At 70.8% G+C, this 15477-nt stretch carries 13 protein-coding genes, 1 rRNA gene, 1 pseudogene and 1 riboswitch; of the genes and pseudogenes, 3 read left to right on the top strand and 12 right to left on the bottom strand.

The genetic code is table 11. The features are described from left to right. Positions 1-78 precede the first annotated feature (78 nt). A riboswitch (glycine riboswitch) is annotated at positions 79-182 on the bottom strand. 225 nt (positions 183-407) lie between these two features. The 3 genes and pseudogenes from ACFQ87_RS27355 to ACFQ87_RS27345 form a co-directional block, all read left to right on the top strand. Then, positions 408-782: pseudogene (locus tag ACFQ87_RS27355) on the top strand (PRC-barrel domain-containing protein); the annotation flags it as partial. Between the two features lie 135 nt (positions 783-917). Continuing rightward, on the top strand, positions 918-1676 hold the full coding sequence (locus tag ACFQ87_RS27350) for a YsnF/AvaK domain-containing protein (RefSeq protein ID WP_380613539.1): 759 nt from the start codon (positions 918-920) through the stop codon (positions 1674-1676). Positions 1677-1913: 237 nt separating this feature from the next. Beyond that, positions 1914-3404, top strand: coding sequence for an MFS transporter (locus tag ACFQ87_RS27345; RefSeq protein WP_380613478.1), 1491 nt, complete (start codon positions 1914-1916; stop codon positions 3402-3404). Positions 3405-3553: 149 nt separating this feature from the next. Here the strand turns inward: ACFQ87_RS27345 and ACFQ87_RS27340 are convergent, their stop codons facing one another. The 12 genes from ACFQ87_RS27340 to rrf all read right to left on the bottom strand — a co-directional run. Then, on the bottom strand, positions 3554-4948 hold the full coding sequence (locus tag ACFQ87_RS27340; protein WP_380613538.1) for a DNA polymerase IV: 1395 nt from the start codon (positions 4946-4948) through the stop codon (positions 3554-3556). 99 nt (positions 4949-5047) lie between these two features. Beyond that, positions 5048-5770 (bottom strand): vancomycin high temperature exclusion protein, encoded by a 723-nt coding sequence (locus ACFQ87_RS27335; RefSeq protein WP_380613477.1) that lies wholly within the window; start codon positions 5768-5770, stop codon positions 5048-5050. A gap of 135 nt (positions 5771-5905) precedes the next feature. Further along, positions 5906-6550 carry a MerR family transcriptional regulator gene (locus ACFQ87_RS27330; protein ID WP_380613476.1) on the bottom strand — a complete coding sequence of 215 codons (645 nt, stop codon included), beginning with the start codon at positions 6548-6550 and terminating at the stop codon, positions 5906-5908. A 223-nt stretch (positions 6551-6773) separates the two neighbouring features. Beyond that, on the bottom strand, positions 6774-7250 hold the full coding sequence (locus ACFQ87_RS27325; protein WP_030303568.1) for a bifunctional nuclease family protein: 477 nt from the start codon (positions 7248-7250) through the stop codon (positions 6774-6776). A gap of 97 nt (positions 7251-7347) precedes the next feature. Beyond that, complete coding sequence (locus tag ACFQ87_RS27320; RefSeq protein WP_380613537.1) at positions 7348-8043, bottom strand: MerR family transcriptional regulator; 696 nt, start codon at positions 8041-8043, stop codon at positions 7348-7350. Between the two features lie 179 nt (positions 8044-8222). Beyond that, complete coding sequence (locus ACFQ87_RS27315) at positions 8223-8765, bottom strand: FHA domain-containing protein (RefSeq protein ID WP_380613475.1); 543 nt, start codon at positions 8763-8765, stop codon at positions 8223-8225. Between the two features lie 565 nt (positions 8766-9330). Beyond that, a complete protein-coding gene (locus tag ACFQ87_RS27310; protein WP_380613474.1) occupies positions 9331-10473 on the bottom strand; it encodes a DUF881 domain-containing protein in 1143 nt (380 codons plus the stop codon). Then, complete coding sequence (locus ACFQ87_RS27305; protein ID WP_030062488.1) at positions 10457-10789, bottom strand: small basic family protein; 333 nt, start codon at positions 10787-10789, stop codon at positions 10457-10459. The genes ACFQ87_RS27310 and ACFQ87_RS27305 overlap by 17 nt, the downstream gene beginning before the upstream one ends. Next, entirely contained in the window at positions 10786-11871 is a 1086-nt protein-coding gene (locus ACFQ87_RS27300) for a DUF881 domain-containing protein (protein ID WP_380613473.1), read from the bottom strand. Before ACFQ87_RS27300 ends, ACFQ87_RS27305 begins: the two co-directional genes overlap by 4 nt. A gap of 174 nt (positions 11872-12045) precedes the next feature. Continuing rightward, complete coding sequence (locus ACFQ87_RS27295; protein ID WP_380613472.1) at positions 12046-14541, bottom strand: sugar phosphate nucleotidyltransferase; 2496 nt, start codon at positions 14539-14541, stop codon at positions 12046-12048. A gap of 124 nt (positions 14542-14665) precedes the next feature. Continuing rightward, positions 14666-15286: a CDP-diacylglycerol--glycerol-3-phosphate 3-phosphatidyltransferase gene (gene pgsA, locus ACFQ87_RS27290; protein WP_380613471.1), complete on the bottom strand. Its 621-nt coding sequence runs from the start codon at positions 15284-15286 to the stop codon at positions 14666-14668. A gap of 99 nt (positions 15287-15385) precedes the next feature. Continuing rightward, positions 15386-15477: ribosomal RNA gene (rrf, locus tag ACFQ87_RS27285) — 5S ribosomal RNA — on the bottom strand; the annotation flags it as partial.

The following is a 15477-nucleotide window of genomic DNA, read 5'->3' as shown; positions in this document are numbered from 1 at the left end:
CCGTCGGCTTGCACCGTCGGTGAGGGTGGTGATCGCCGGCTCCCGCGCCGACGCTCCTGCCCTGCTTTCCAGAGTGACCTATCCCGCACGGTACGGATGCCTGAGAGATTCCGGGGAGGAGTTGCTCCTTCGGCGCCCCGACCAGCGGTTTTCGCCGTCGGGGACTCTCCCGCGCGGGCTCGGCGGTCGCCGCCCAGGGTACCAGCGGGAGGCCTTCCGATCACGGGTGCGTCGGGTCACTCGAGGTCTACGCGCGTCCCCCGGACGGCCTAGCGCCGAGCCCGTCCGGCGCACCCCGGTCGCGTCGGTCCGATTCATGCCTTTTGGTGTGAAGTGACGGCCGGGACGGGTGCTCCGACGGCCGTACCTGCGGGAGTTCCGCAGCCGCAGCGCAGCTGGAGGAAAGAGTGCAGACCGACTTCGACCCCAGAGACCTCATCGGCCACAAGGCGGTCGACCGCAACGGAGACAAGATCGGCACGGTCGACGAGGTGTACCTGGACGACGCCACCGGCCAGCCCGAGTGGGCCGCCGTCCGGACCGGCATCTTCGGCCGGGACGCCTTCGTCCCGCTCACCACGAGCGAGTTCTCCGGCGAGGAGCTCCGGGTGCCCTACGACAAGTCGCTGGTCAAGGAGTCCCCGGACTTCGGCGTGGGCCAGCACCTGTCGCCGGCCCAGGAACTCCAGCTCTACCGTTACTACGGTCTCGACGCCGAGGTGGACGGCCACACCGCCGCCGAGGAGCCCGGCCGGACCGTCCAGCCCGACCTCGACTTCGGCACCACTCCGGCCGCCACGGCCACCACGACCGCCAAGCCGCTCGACTTCCACGCCGCCGAGCCCGGCCCGACCAACACCGTCACCACCGCCACCGCCCCCAGTGCCGCTGGCACCGACACCGCCGCGGAGGCCATCATGCGGACCCTCACCACCCCCGCGCCCACCGCCACCACCGCGACCACCCCCCTCGTCGAGCCGAAGCCGAAGCCGCAGCCCGCCCCAGCCCCAACCACCCCGGCACCCACCGGCAGCGCCGCCACCACGACCCCGAGCACCCCGGCCCCAACCACCCCAGCACCCACCGCGACCACCCCCCTCGTCGAGCCGAAGCCGAAGCCGCAGCCCGCCCCAGCCCCAACCACCCCGGCACCCACCGGCGGCGCCGCCACCACGACCCCGAGCACCCCGGCCGCAACCACCCCGGCGCCCACCGGCGGCGGCGCCGCCACCACGGCCCCGAGCGCCCCGGTCGAGATCACCTGCCGCGAGGAGCGGCTGGACATCACCACCGAGTGGCACGTCCTGGGCACCGCGAAGCTGCGCAAGTACGTGACCAGCGAGCAGGTCGAGCGGCGCGTCCCGCTGGTCCGCGAGCGGGTCCGGGTGGAGCGCATCCCGGTCAGCGACGCCGAGCGCTCCGTCCTCACCGACAAGGAGATCGCCGAGGCGGTCGAGGAGGTCACCCTCCGCGAGGAACACCCCATCGTCCGCAAGTACCTCGCACCGATCGAGCGGGTCCGCCTGATCGTCGAGCGCTACACCACGGAGGAGGTGGTCCAGGACGAACTCCGCCGCGAGCACGTCGAAGTCCACGACAACACCACCGCCACCCCCGACCCGACCGCCCCCGTGACCAACGGCGTCCGCCCCGACCCCCTGCGCCCCCTCTCCTGACCCGACCCACCCCCAGGGCCCCGGACCCCGTCCGGGGCCCTCGCCATGCCCCTTCGCCAGTCCCCCACCCCGCCCCGACTCGCGGCGAACGCCGCCCTCCTACCCCCAGCCTCCAGTCCCGCCGCAGGTGGCATCCCGTCCCCTTTGCCAAAGCTTAACCGCTCGATATTTGACACTCTGAAGTATCTCCCTGCATGGTTACTTCAGTTCATTCACTATGTACGGGAGGAAGCAACCGTGAGTGAGGCACCCCAGCCCACCACCGCGGCTGAGAAGCAGAGCAACGCCCGGGTCCTGCCGGCCCTCATCCTGGCGATGCTGTCGTTCAGCGTGGTGCAGACCGCGGTCGTCCCGATCCTGCCGTCGCTGGCCAAGGAACTGGACGTCTCCGGGTCCAACATCACCTGGCTGATGACCGCCAACCTGCTCTCCGCAGCCGTGCTGACTCCCCTGCTGGGCCGCTTCGGCGACCTCCGGGGCCGTAAGCCCATGCTGCTGATCTCGCTGGCCGGCCTGGTCGCCGGGTCGGCGCTGGCGGTCAGCACCCACTCCTTCACCTGGCTGATCGTCGCCCGCGTCCTGCAGGGCGCCGGCGGTGGCGTGATGCCGCTGGCGATCAGCATCGTCCGCGACGAGCTGCCCAAGCAGAAGGTGACCGGCGGCGTCGCCGCCATCAGCGCCTCGATGGGCGTCGGCTCCGGCCTCGGCCTGGTGGCGACCGGCCTCCTGCTGGAGCACTGGAACTACAAGTCGATCTTCTGGATGGGCCTGGCCTTCGGCCTGCTCGCGGTGGCCCTGGTCGCCTTCCGCGTCCCGTCCGACCCGGTGACCGACAAGGACGGCGGCGCCGACCCGCTCGGCGCCCTCACCCTGGCCGGCTGGCTCTCCGCCCTGCTGGTCGCGGTCAGCCAGGGCAACCACTGGGGCTGGACCTCCACCAAGACCCTCGGCCTGTTCGCCGTCGCCGCCGTGGTCGCCCTGATCTGGGGGATCATCGAGACCAAGGTCTCGCACCCGCTGGTCGACCTGAAGATGATGTCCCGCCCGGCCGTCGCCTTCACCAACCTGGCGGGCCTGCTCATCGGCTTCGGCATGTACGGCTCGTTCATGGTCATCAGCAACTTCGCCCAGACCCCGGAGAAGCTGGCCCACTACGGCTTCACCGCGACCGTCCTGCACGCCGGTGTGATGCTGCTGCCGTCCGCGATCGGCTCGATGGTGGCCGCCCCTGTCGGCGCCCTGCTGATCGCCCGCCGCGGTCCCCGTCTGCCGCTGGTCCTCGGTGGTGTCCTCGGCGCCGTCGCGATGGCCTACCTGGCCCTGCGGCACAGCCACGAGGGCGACATCTACACCGCCTCGGCGATCTTCGGTCTCGGCATCGGCCTCGCCTTCGCCGCGATGCCGGCCTTCATCAACGGCGCCGTCCCGGTCGAGCAGAGCGGCATCGCCAACGGCATGAACTCCGTGCTGCGCACCGTCGGTGGCGCGATCGGCACCGCCGTGATGACCGCCATCCTGACCGGCGACACCATGAAGCTCCCGATCAAGATCCAGGTGCTGCTGCCCACCCTGGACGCCTACAAGCACGCGTTCTGGACCACGGCCGTCGTCTGCATCATCGCCGGTGCCGTCCCGTTCCTGATCCGCACCGTCAAGCCGGCCGCCACCGCCCTGGGCGGCTCGGCCCCGCAGGACTCCAGCGCCGAGCTGGTCAAGACCGACGCCTGACCAGGCGTCCGGCCCGCGCGCTCAGGGACAGGGCGCGCGGGCCCGGCCTCCGTACGTCGCGAGGGCATCACGACGGTGCGGAGTCCGGCACGGTATGCGGCCCCATCCGGTACTCCTACCGGGTGGGGCCGTTCCGCATCCCGAGCCCCTCAGCCGTCCGGCCCCTCGCCGTCCTCCGCACCCGCCACCCGCCGCAGCGGCAACGGCCGCGCCGGTTCCAGCGCCGGGTCGTCGACCGCGAAGGTCCGTACCCGTCCCGGTTCGCCCCACGGTGTCTCGAACCGCACGGTGACCCGCCCGACGCCGCTGCCCTGCACCCACCCCGGCCCGAACTCGGCGTGGTGGACGTCCTGTCCGGGCATCCAGCGCCGAACCACGACCTCCTCCGGCTCCTCCTCGGCCTCCGCCGCCCGGGCCGCCTCGGTGTGCTCGGCCGCCTCCTCGCGCAGCGCCTGCGCGAACAGGTCCTCCTGGGTGTAGTCGGCCAGTTGGGCCACGCCCACGCCGAGCAGCCGGACCCCGCCGGTGATGTCCACCTGCTCGGCCAGCCGCCGCGCCGTCGCGGTGATCACCGCCTCGTCGTCGGTGGGCCCGCCGAGGGTTTCCGAGCGGGTCAGCGTCGAGAAGTCGAACCGCCGGACCTTGAGCACCACCGTCCGCCCCGAGCGCCCGGCCACCCGCAGCCGTCGCACGCACCGGGCGGCCAACGCCTCCACCTCACGCAGCACCCGGTCCCGGTCGGCCAGATCCACCTCGTAGGTGTCCTCCACCGAGACCGACTTGGCGTCCTGGTCGGCCACTACGGGCCGCTCGTCCAGCCCTATCGACATGTGGTGGATCCCGGCGCCGTGCGCCCGCCCGAGCAGGGCGACCAGCTCCGCCTCCCCCGCCTCCGCGAGGTCCGCCACCGTGGTCAGCCCGGCCCGCCTTAGCACCTGCTCGGTGGCCGGCCCGATGCCGGGTAGCGCCCGCACCGGCATCGGCCCGAGCACGGCCCGCTCCTGCCCGGGCTCGATCAGCACCAGCCCGTCCGGTTTGGCCTGCTCGGAAGCGATCTTCGCCATCAGCTTGGAGCCCGCCGCCCCGACCGAGCCGGTCAGCCCCGTGAGCCGCTGGATGTCCGCCCGAAGGTCCTCCGCCAGGGCGAGCACCAACCGCTCACCGGTGTCGTGGTCCGCCTCTGCCAGCACCGGGCCGTACGCACCGGCCTCCAGGTCGACGAAGGCCTCGTCCAGGCTCAGCGGCTGCACCAGTGGTGACAGCTCCCGCAGCAGACCCATCACGATCTCGCTGTTCTGCCGGTACGCCTCGAAGCGCCCGGACAGGAAGGCCGCGTTGGGGCACAGCCGCCGCGCCTGGGCCATCGGCATCGCCGAGTGCACCCCGAACTTGCGCGCCTCGTACGAGGCCGTGGAGACCACCCCGCGCCCGCCGAGCCCCCCGACGATCACCGGTTTGCCGCGCAGGCTCGGCTTGGCCGCCTGCTCCACCGCCGCGAAGAAGGCGTCCATGTCGAGGTGGATGATGCTCGGCAGAGATCGCACCCGCTGATCATCGCGCATGGGTCCGACAGTGCGTACGAACCCGGCCGACGCCCCGCGACCGACGACCGGCGACTCGGGGCCGGTGGCCGGGGCCGTCGGCTACTCCTTCGCCGCCTGCGCCAGCGCCTTCGGGATGCCGTCCTCCTCGGGCCCGAGCAACGCCGGGTCCGGCCGCAGCCAGGCGTTCACCGCCGCCTTGCCCGCCCCCGCGATCTCCCGCAGCCCGCCGTACAGCCAGGTGGAGTCGTGCAGCTCCGGCACCCCCACCGCGTACGACCGGATGCCCGCCGCCTCGCACAGCGCCAGCGCCCGCCGGACGTGGAAGTCCTGGCTGACCAGCACCGCGCGGTCCACCCCGAAGATCCGGTGCGCCCGGGTGCAGGAGTCCCAGGTGTTGAAACCGGCGTAGTCGCGGACCACCCGGTCCTTCGGCACCCCGTGCTCGGTCAGGTACCGGTACATCGCGTCCGGCTCGTCGTACGAGACCCGCCCGTTGTCCCCGGTCACCAGGATGGCCTGCACCTTCCCCACCCGGTACAGATCCAGCGCCGCCGTCAGGCGGTGCTCCAGGTACGGCGAGGGCCTGCCCTGGTCCAGGCCCGCGCCGAAGACCACCGCCACCGGCGCGGACGGCGCACTCCCGACCGTGCCCACCCGGTCCCCCGCCGCGGTCCACAGCCAGGCGCTCGGCGCGAGCGCCAACGAGCAGAGCAGCGTCGTCACCTGGAAGACCCTGCGCTGGGTACGCCGCTCCCGCAGCCGCACCAGCATCCCCACCGCCCGGCGCCGCAGCAGCCCCGCTATCCCGGTGCCGACCCCCACGTGCCCTCCCTCGATCGTTCCACCGGGCAACACGACGAGGCCGTGGGCCCGAACGGTTCCCCGTCCGGGCCCACGGCCTCGTCAAGATCAGTGGCCCACACCGGCGCGTCAGAACGTGTGCGCCGGAACGGTGCGTCAGACCGCCCGGTTGCGCCGCTGCGCCAGCTCGTCCCCCGGGTCCTGCCCGACCAGCGTCTCGCCGGTGTCGGTGCGCTCCGCGTGCAGCCGACCGAGGGTCAGCTCCAGTTCCTTCCAGACCGCCCCCACCGCGATGCCGAAGACCCCCTGACCACCCTTCAGCAGATCGACCACCTGCTGCGGCGTGGTGCACTCGTACACCGTCGCACCGTCGCACATCAGCGTCAGCCCGGCCAGGTCGGCCTGGTCGGCGGACTGCAGATGGGCGACGGCCACCCGGATGTTCTGCAGCGAGACGCCGACGTCCAGCAGCCGCTTCACGATCTTGAGCAGCAGGATGTCGCGGAAGCTGTAGAGCCGCTGGCTGGTCGCCGGGTACGCCGTCCGGACGCTGGGCTCCAGCAGTCCGGTGCGGGCCCAGTAGTCCAGCTGGCGATAGGTGATGCCGGCCGCCGCGCAGGCCGTCGGGCCGCGGAAGCCGATCAGTTCGGATGTCGGGGCCAGCCGCTCGATGGCGGGCTGACCCGGCTGTACGGCCGGGAACCTGCCCATGCGGGGCAGGTCGGTCGCGGTACGAGCGGCGCGGGGCACGTGCACGGCGCACAGGCCTCCCGCGGCCGCGTCATCGCCGGTGCTGCTCATGCCTACCTCCGTCCACTCGTGCTGCGGGCAACCCGACTGCGGGCATCGGCCACCCGGACAGCCACTCCTGACGGTAGGCAGTCCCCTATGGCCCGTCAACGATCGCCACGCCGGGCCAGACAAACCACATCACTCAGGAGAGTGGTTTTTCGTGCCCCTAGTGTGGGTAGACGGGCGGTTTTTGGCAAAACGGCGCGTGAGACCGCCGACCGGACTTCCGGTGCTACTGCGGACCGCTTCCACCGAAGTCCTCGGGCGACACCTGGTCGAGGAACTCGCGGAACTTCTCGACCTCGTCCTCCTGCTCGTCCGGGATCGCGATGCCCGCCTCAGCGAGCACCTCCTCGCTCCCGTAGATCGGCGTGCCGGTGCGCAGGGCGAGCGCTATCGCGTCGGACGGCCGGGCACTCACCTCGACCCCGCCGGCGAACACCAGTTCGGCGTAGAACACGCCCTCCCGCAGGTCGGTGATCCGGACCTCGGTGAGCTGTTGGCCGAGCGCTTCCAGGACGTCCTTGAACAGGTCGTGCGTCAGCGGGCGCACCGGAGTCATGCCCTGCTGGGCGAAGGCGATCGCGGTCGCCTCGCCGGGGCCGATCCAGATCGGCAGATAGCGATCTCCCCCGACCTCCCGCAGCAGCACGATCGGCTGGTTGGAAGGCATCTCCACTCGGACACCCACGACGTCGAGCTCATTCACACAGGCAACCCTATGGCTCCGACCCCGGATATGAAAGCGCAGGACCGACGCCGCTGGTCAGCGCGGTGCACCCGGCGGGCGGAGGACGCTTCGGACACTACGGACGGGTCCGCAGACCGGCCTGGACCATGGCCGCGTGCAGCCGTACGGAGAGCGTCGCGAGCTCCCGCGCGGTGGCCTCCGCGTGCGCCCGGGTCTGCGGGTTCCGATGGCGCCGCAGCGGCGCCACCACCTGCTCCACCAGCGCGATCTCGCGGTCCGCCGCCGCCTTCATGGCTCTCAGGTGCCGCGGCTCCAGCCCGTACCGGCCGAGCTCCGCGACCAGCCTGGCCACCTGCAGCGCCTCGCCGTCGTACCCGCCGTCCGGGCCCGGCGCGACCAGCCCGTAGGACTCCCACTCGACGAGTTCCCGCTCCCCGGCCTCGGCGGCGGCCAGCAGTTCGGCGCGCCCGAGCCGGACCCCGGACGGGGCGTCGGCGGAGGCCACCAGCTCGCGGTCGGCCTCCTCCACCGGACCGGGCCGGACGTCGGTGGCCGGCGGAAGCGCGGGTGGGGCCTCGCCGCGCTCGATCGCGTCCAGGTGTTCGCGGATCACCCGCAGCGGCAGGTAGTGGTCGCGCTGCATCCGCAGCACGTAGGCCAGCCGCTCGACGTCGGCCGGGCTGAACTTGCGGTACCCCGAGGGGGTGCGCTGCGGCTCCACCAGCCCCTCCGCCTCCAGGAAGCGGATCTTGGAGATGGTCACCTCGGGGAAGTCGTCGCGCAGGGAGGCCAGCACCGCGCCGATGCTCAGCAGTTCGTCACCGCCGCGCCGCCGCCCGACGGGCCGGTCCGGCCGGAGCGGCTGCCTGGGGCCTGCGACCACCCCGCGCCCGACCCGGTCCACCTGCGGACCGGACGACGACGCGGGGTTGGCCGCCCCGAGAGAAGAAGGGGTATCGCTGCTCACTCGGGCTCCTGCCGACGTTGGTTTCAGTACCCCCGGTGGTGGCCGGCGAAGAACACCAGCCGGTACTTGCCGATCTGCACCTCGTCGCCGTTGTTCAGCGACACCTCGTCGATCCGCTCCCGGTTGACGTAGGTGCCGTTCAGGCTGCCCACGTCCGCGACGCTGAAGCCGGCCGGGGTGCGGCGGAACTCCACGTGGCGGCGCGAGACCGTGACGTCGTCCAGGAAGATGTCGCCCTGCGGGTGACGTCCGGCCGTGGTGACGTCCGAGTCCAGCAGGAACCGGCTGCCCGAGTTCGGGCCGCGCTGCACGATCAGCAGGGCCGAGCCCGGCGGCAGCGCGTCGATCGCCTGCAGCACCTCGGCCGACAGGGCCGGCGTGGTGCCGGTGCCGGTCGTGGTGGTGGGGTCGTAGGACTCCAGGCCGGAGATCGAGATGGTCGAGGTGGTCTCCGCCGCCCCCTCGGGCAGCAGGCCTCCGCGCAGCGCGGTGCCGCAGTTGGAACAGAAGCGGGCCGCGGCCGGGTTCTGGTTACCACACCTGGGACACGGAGTAGGGCCAGCCATGTTCACAGCCTCCTGGCGCGGCACACCCGACGGGTTGTGCCCGGCGTACGGGTCCGGGGCAAACCCTCCACCAGAGGTTGAGGGTGCTGACGGGAAACCTATGCGCGGGTCACCGGAGGGGTCAACCGACGCGCCGTAGCCCGCCTGATTTCCCGCGTACTGGGCGGCGCCGCCGTCCCGGTACAGCTGCTGTCCGGCGTACGGCGCGGCCTCAGGGGCGGGGCGCATGCCCGGCACTACGGGCTCGTCCTCCGGCCGACGGTGCCGAGCGGTGGGCGCCTCGACGGCGGCCGCGTCACGGCCCTTGTTACGACCGAACAACTTCGAGAAGAAACTCACGGGCGAATCCCCTTGCGTGTGACAGACCCGCCCGCGGGGCAGGGTGAGAACCTCGGACAGGCTGCGGGCCCGGTTGCGGCTCGGGCCTGCTGGAGTGGTACTCCGACGGTTGGTACTGCGGTTGGTGCTACGGAGCGTACTGGTGCGAACCAGTCTCTCCCACGCGGCGGCGGCGCCCCGCACCGGGTGCCGCCCGCCTGTGACGGGCCGTTCGTCGGGCGCCCCGTCACTTCGAAGCCGGCTTGGCGTACTGCGGCGTCTTCAGATCCACGAGGGCGTCCACGACCACCTTCTGCTGCTGGGTGATCGTCGCCCGCGCCTGGTGGCTCTCCAACGTACGGACGACACCACCCGGGATGTTCAGCGCGGGAGTCAGATCCTGCGGGTTCCCCACGACGGTGAACCGATAGGGCGGCGCGACCTTCTTGCCGTCGATCTGCACCCCGCCGCCCGACAGGTCGGTGAAGTAGGTGTTGACCACCACGCGCACATCGTTGATCTGAATCGCCTCCGCCCCCGCCGCTCGAAGTTCCTGCAGGGTGTCCAGCAGCATATCTGCCTTCACCTGCCCTTGGGGATCATCGACCGTGAGTACGATGCCCGGACCAGTGGCTTTGACCGTACCGGCCAGCACACCCAGTTCCGTCATCTTCTTCCTGGTCTGCTCCTGGGCCTCCTTGGCCTGGTTGGAGCTGTTCTCCAACTTCGCCAGGGACTGCTCAAGCTCCGCCTTCTCCTGTTGGAGACGCTGCTGACGGCTGTCCAGTTCGTCGAGGATCCGGACCAGGTCCTCCTGCCGGGCCCCGCGCAGCTGGTTGTGGTGGTCGTTGGTCGAGCGCACCTGGATCGCCAGCCCCAGGCCGAGCGAGAACAGCAGCAGCGCCACCACCAGCTGCCCGCGCGACAGCCGCGGCGGCCACAGCGCCGCCTTCAGCCGCCGACGACCTGCGTTCCGGTCCCCTGCGGAGGGCTGCTCGGCTTCGGCGGCCTTGGCCGGCTCGGTGGGCTCGGACTCAGTGGGCTCCGGCCCTGCCTCGTCCTTCGGCTCGGGCTCCGGGTCACGCTCGGGCTCCGTCCTCGACTTCCCGGCAGCGGACTCCGGCTCCGCCGCCTTCGTCAGCGATACCACCGGCTCCGACTCCGCCGCGGTGCCCTCAAGCTCAGCCTCAGCGTCAGACTTCTCCGGCTCCGCCGACTCGGACTCCGCCTCAGCCGCCCCCGGCTCCGCTCCCGAGTCCGCAGGATCGACCGGAGCGGTCTCCTCCGCCGTCTCAGACTCGGACGCCTCCGACCCGGGCTCCTCGACGGCCTTCCCGGCCGCCTTCTCCTCCGCCGCCGCCTCGCGGCCCGGCTCAGGCACGGAAGACATGACGCCGGATCGCGGCCGCGTTGGAGAAGATGCGGATGCCCAGGACGACGACCACTCCCGTGGACAGCTGCGAGCCGACGCCCAGCTGGTCACCGAGGAAGACGATCAGCGCCGCGACCACCACGTTCGACAGGAACGAGACGATGAACACCTTGTCGTTGAAGATCCCGTCCAGCATCGCCCGGACGCCGCCGAACACCGCGTCCAGCGCCGCCACCACCGCGATCGGCAGGTACGGCACGACGGCGTCCGGCACCTCGGGTTGGACGAAGAGGCCGACGACCACCCCGATCACGAGACCCAGTACGGCAATCACGGTCTAGCTGCTCCTGTCCCTGTCGTGGTCTTGGCGGATCCGCTGGTCGGACGCCGCTTCGAGGTCGGACCACCGCTGCGTGCGGATGGTGAAACGGACGCGCCGGGGCTCTCCGAGGTTCCTGGACCGCCCGAAGGAGTGCCGCTCGGCCCGGCCGACGAGGTCGCCGACGACGTGGCCGAGGAGGTCGCCGTGGGCGTGGGCTCGGGCGTGACCGGCTGGGCTGTCCGCAGCGTCACCCCCACCGCCGCCGGCAGCGTCAGGCTCTTCTGCGTGGACAGCGTCGACTTGATGCCGTACTTCTCCTGGAGCAGCCGCAGGTACTGCCCGGCCATGTCGCTCTCGAAGGCGGAGAGGAGCTTCGGCCCGTCCCCGATCGCCTGGATGTTGTACGGCGGGACCAGCGGCCGGTTGTCCACCAGTACCGCCTCACCCGCGGCCCGGATCGCGGACAGCGCGGTCAGCCGCTGGCCGTTGATCGAGACCGCTTCCGCGCCGGACCCCCACAGACCGTTCACCACCAGCTGCAGGTCGCGGTCGCGCAGCCGCCCGCTGTTGGAGAAGCCCTGCCCGGCCCGCGGGTCGACATTGCCCCCGCTCCCCGTCCCCGGGGCGTCCTCCAGGACCAGCTTCACGCCCGGCCCGGTGACCTCCCCCAGGCCCACCGTGCCGGTCAGACCGCCCGCGTCGCCGTCCCCCGAGGGGAGCGCCTGCTGCTGCGTGTCCTCGACCTTGCGCCGCAGGTCCTGGACCTGCTTCTGCAGGCGGTCGGCCGAGCCGTTGCTGTCGTTGATCCGGTGGATCAGCGCGTCCCGTTCCTTGGCGAGCGAAGGCTCCGCCTTGTGCGCGTTCACCGCGCCGACCGTCACCACGCCCCCGACCAGCGCCAGTCCGGCGCCCAACGTGAGCAGACCCCGCAGGGTCCGGGGTATCCGGCTGTCGTGCTCGCCGCCCCGCGCAGCGGCCGCCTCGGCGTAGCCCTCGTCCAGGCTGTGGTCCATCACGTTCGTCAGCAGCGACATCGAGGCGTCCGGACGGTTGTACCGTCCGTTCGGGGCACTCGGCGTCGGCGTCACTGGCATGCGGACCATCGTCCCATGAACGCGAGGAGCCCCGTGCACGGCCCCTGAGCTGCACACACGTTGCACACACCCGCGGAAAGTGACGGACTGCTCCGAATGATGTGAAAACGGATAGCGGGGCGTGCGAACCAGGCCGCACGCCCCGCCGATCAGGGCATTCGTACGCTCAGGCCGTCATCGCCCCGCGCCGTCGACCACCGCTGCCCACTCGTCGAGCAGCGCCTCGGTGGCCTCGTCGTCCGGTCCCTCAGCCCACAGGTGGGTGACCGCCTCGGCCGGGTCCGGCAGCACCAGCGTCCAGCGCCCGTCCGCCTCGACCACCCGGACGCCGTCCGTGGTGTCCAGCCGTCGGCTTCCGGCCGCCTCCACCACTGAGCGCATGACCATGCCCTTGGCCGCCCACGGCGTCGCGATGTCCCTGCGCCGGATGTGCGCCTGCGGGATCCGCGCGTCGATCTGGCTTAGCGTGAGCTGGGTCCGGGCCACCAGACCGACCAACCGGACGAAGGCTGCGGCGCCGTCCAGCACCCCGCTGAACTCGGGCACCACGAAGCCGCCACGCCCGTCCCCGCCGAACACCGTGCCCTCGGCGGAGGCCGCCTTCGCGAGGTCGTCCGGCGTCGTCGTGGTCCAGATGACCTGGGTGCCGTGGTAGGCGGCGACCTGCTCGGCGATCCGGGTCGTGGTCACCGGCAGCGCCACCTGCCCGCTGCGGCGCTCGGCCGCGACCAGGTCCAGCAGCACCAGCAGCGCCCGGTCGTCGTCGATCACCCGACCCAGTTCGTCGACGAAGGCGACGCGCTCACCGACCGGGTCGAAGCGGACACCGAAGGCCGCCCGTGAAGAGGCCACCAGCTCACCGAGCCTGGCCAGTCCGGCCCGCCGCGTCTCCGCGTCCTCGGTCGGCCGCGCCTCGTCCAGCCCGCTGGAGACGGTCAGCGCCTCCACCCCGAGCCGGCCGAGGATGCTCGGCAGAACCAGCCCCGCGCTGCCGTGCGCGGTGTCCACGACCACCTTCAGCCCGGCCTCCCGGACCCCGGTGGTGTCCACCGTCCGCAGGAGGTTGCCCGCGTAGGAGTCGAAGACGCTGGACGGGAACGTCAGGTCCCCGATCTCGCCGGGGAAGGCCCGCCGGTACTCCTGGCGCGCGTAGACGCGGTCGAGCTTGCGCTGCCCCGCCTGCGAGAGGTCCGCGCCGCGCTCGTCGAAGAAGAGGATGTCCAGCGAATCCGGCACTCCTGGCGTGGTCCGCAGGAAGATCCCGCCCGCGCTCCCCCGCGCCGTGTGCTGCCGGGCCACCGGCATAGGCACGTTCTCCAGGTCTCGGACGTCGATCGCGCTCGTCTGCAGCGCCGAGATCATCGCCCGTTTGAGCGCACGCGCACCTCGCGAGTGGTCACGCGCAATGGTGACGGTGGCACCCTTCTTCAACGTCGTGGCGTACGCGCCGGCCAGCCGTACGGCCAGCTCGGGGGTGATCTCGACGTTCAGGATCCCCGAGACGCCGCGGACACCGAAGAGGTGCTCCTGACCTCGGGACTCCCAGATCACCGAGGTGTTGACGACGGCCCCGGCCTCGATGGTCTTGAACGGGTAGACCCTGACGTTCGCCGCGATGATCGACTCCTCGCCGACCAGGCACTCGTCCCCGATCACCGCGCCGTCCTCGATCCGCGCGGCCCGCATCACATCGGTGTTCTTGCCCACCACACAGCCGCGCAGGTTGCTCTGCGGGCCGACGTACACGTTGTCGTGCACCACGGCCTTGTGCAGGAAAGCCCCGCGCTTGACCACCACGTTGCTGCCCAGCACGGTGTGCTCGCGGATCTCCACACCGGCCTCGACCTTGGCGTAGTCGCCGATGTACAGCGGCCCGCGCAGTACGGCCTCGGGGTCGACCTCCGCCCCCTCCGCCACCCAGACGCCCGGCGAGATCTCGAAGCCGTCGATCTCGACGTCGACCTTGCCCTCCAGGACGTCCGCCTGGGCCTTGCCGTAGCTCTCGTGGGTGCCCACGTCCTCCCAGTAGCCCTCGGCGACGTAGCCGTAGACCCGCTTGCCCTCCTTCAACAGCTGCGGGAAGACGTCGCTCGACCAGTCGACGGACTCACCCGCCCCGACGTAGTCGAAGACCTCGGGTTCCATCACGTAGATACCGGTGTTCACCGTGTCGGAGAAGACCTGCCCCCAGGTCGGCTTCTCCAGGAAGCGTTCGACCCGCCCGTCGTCGTCCGTGATCGTGATACCGAACTCCAGAGGATTCGGCACCCTGGTGAGACAGACGGTGACCAGAGCGTTCTTGCTGCGGTGAAAGTCGATCAATTCAGAGAGATTGAAGTCGGTCAGCGCGTCACCGGAGATCACCAGAAAGGAGTCGTCCTTGAGCGCGTCCTCGGCGTTCTTGACACTCCCCGCAGTGCCTAGTGGCGTCTCCTCATGGGCATACGTGAGATGCATCCCCAGTTCCTCACCGTCACCGAAGTAGTTCTTGACCAGTGACGCCAGGAACTGGACCGTGACCACGGTGTCGGAGAGGCCGTGCCGCTTCAGCAACCGAAGCACGTGCTCCATGATCGGCATATTGGCGACCGGAAGCAGCGGCTTCGGCATGCTGGAGGTCATCGGGCGGAGTCGGGTGCCCTCGCCCCCTGCCATGACAACGGCTTTCATTACGGGTGCGTCCTCCTTCGCGGTGGTGGACCTGCAGGTCCATCAAACCGTTCCAGAGGGTTCTCTACCCGGAAGGTATCGTCCGACGCACCGGTACGGCGTGGGACTTCTCTCAGATCACGTCTCAGGCTGTGGACGCCGAGGCCCCGGAGTCGGCCTTGACGATCTGCCGCGCCTGCACCGCGTAAAGAATGGCGGACCACCAGTAGAGCGCGGTTCCCCACCAGATGAACGCCCAGCTCACCACCTCGGCCGGCCGCGCGATCCAGCTGTGCACGTTGCCGAGCAGCAGAAGCGGAAACGCGTACATCAGATTGAAGGTCGCGGCTTTCCCGAGGAAACTCACCTGCAGCGGCCCGTAACCGTGCTTGTTCAGAATGGGCAGCAGCGCGGCGATGAACAGCTCCCGAGCCAGCAGAATCGCAGTCACCCACCACGGCAGAATCTCACGCCAGGTCAATCCGACCAGCGTGGACAGCACATAGAGCCGGTCGGCCAGCGGGTCCAGCAGCTGCCCCACCCGGCTGATCTGCCCCCACCGCCTGGCGAGCTTTCCGTCCAGGTAGTCGCTGATCCCGCTCAGCATCAGGATCAGCAGCGCCCAGAGATCATTGTTGGGCCCGCCGAAGACCGGCCACAGGATGAGCCAGAGAAAAAGCGGAACGCCGACCAGCCGGCCCATGCTCAGCAGGTTGGGGATGGTGAGGACGCGATCGGTCTGGACCCGCGTCTCCTGGACCTCCACCTGGGGGGCCTCCTGTCCCATGTGACGACAATGCACGTTGACCTTACAACAGAAAAGCCCCCGTCCGGTTCACCCGGCGGGGGCTTCTCTCGAAGAATTGTTCGGCGGCGTCCTACTCTCCCACAGGGTCCCCCCTGCAGTACCATCGGCGCTGTGAGGCTTAGCTTCCGGGTTCGGAATGTAACCGGGCG

The sequence above is a fragment of the Kitasatospora sp. NPDC056531 genome (assembly GCF_042794375.1).
Lineage (GTDB): Bacteria > Actinomycetota > Actinomycetes > Streptomycetales > Streptomycetaceae > Kitasatospora.
This window is presented reverse-complemented; position numbering and strand designations above follow the sequence as displayed.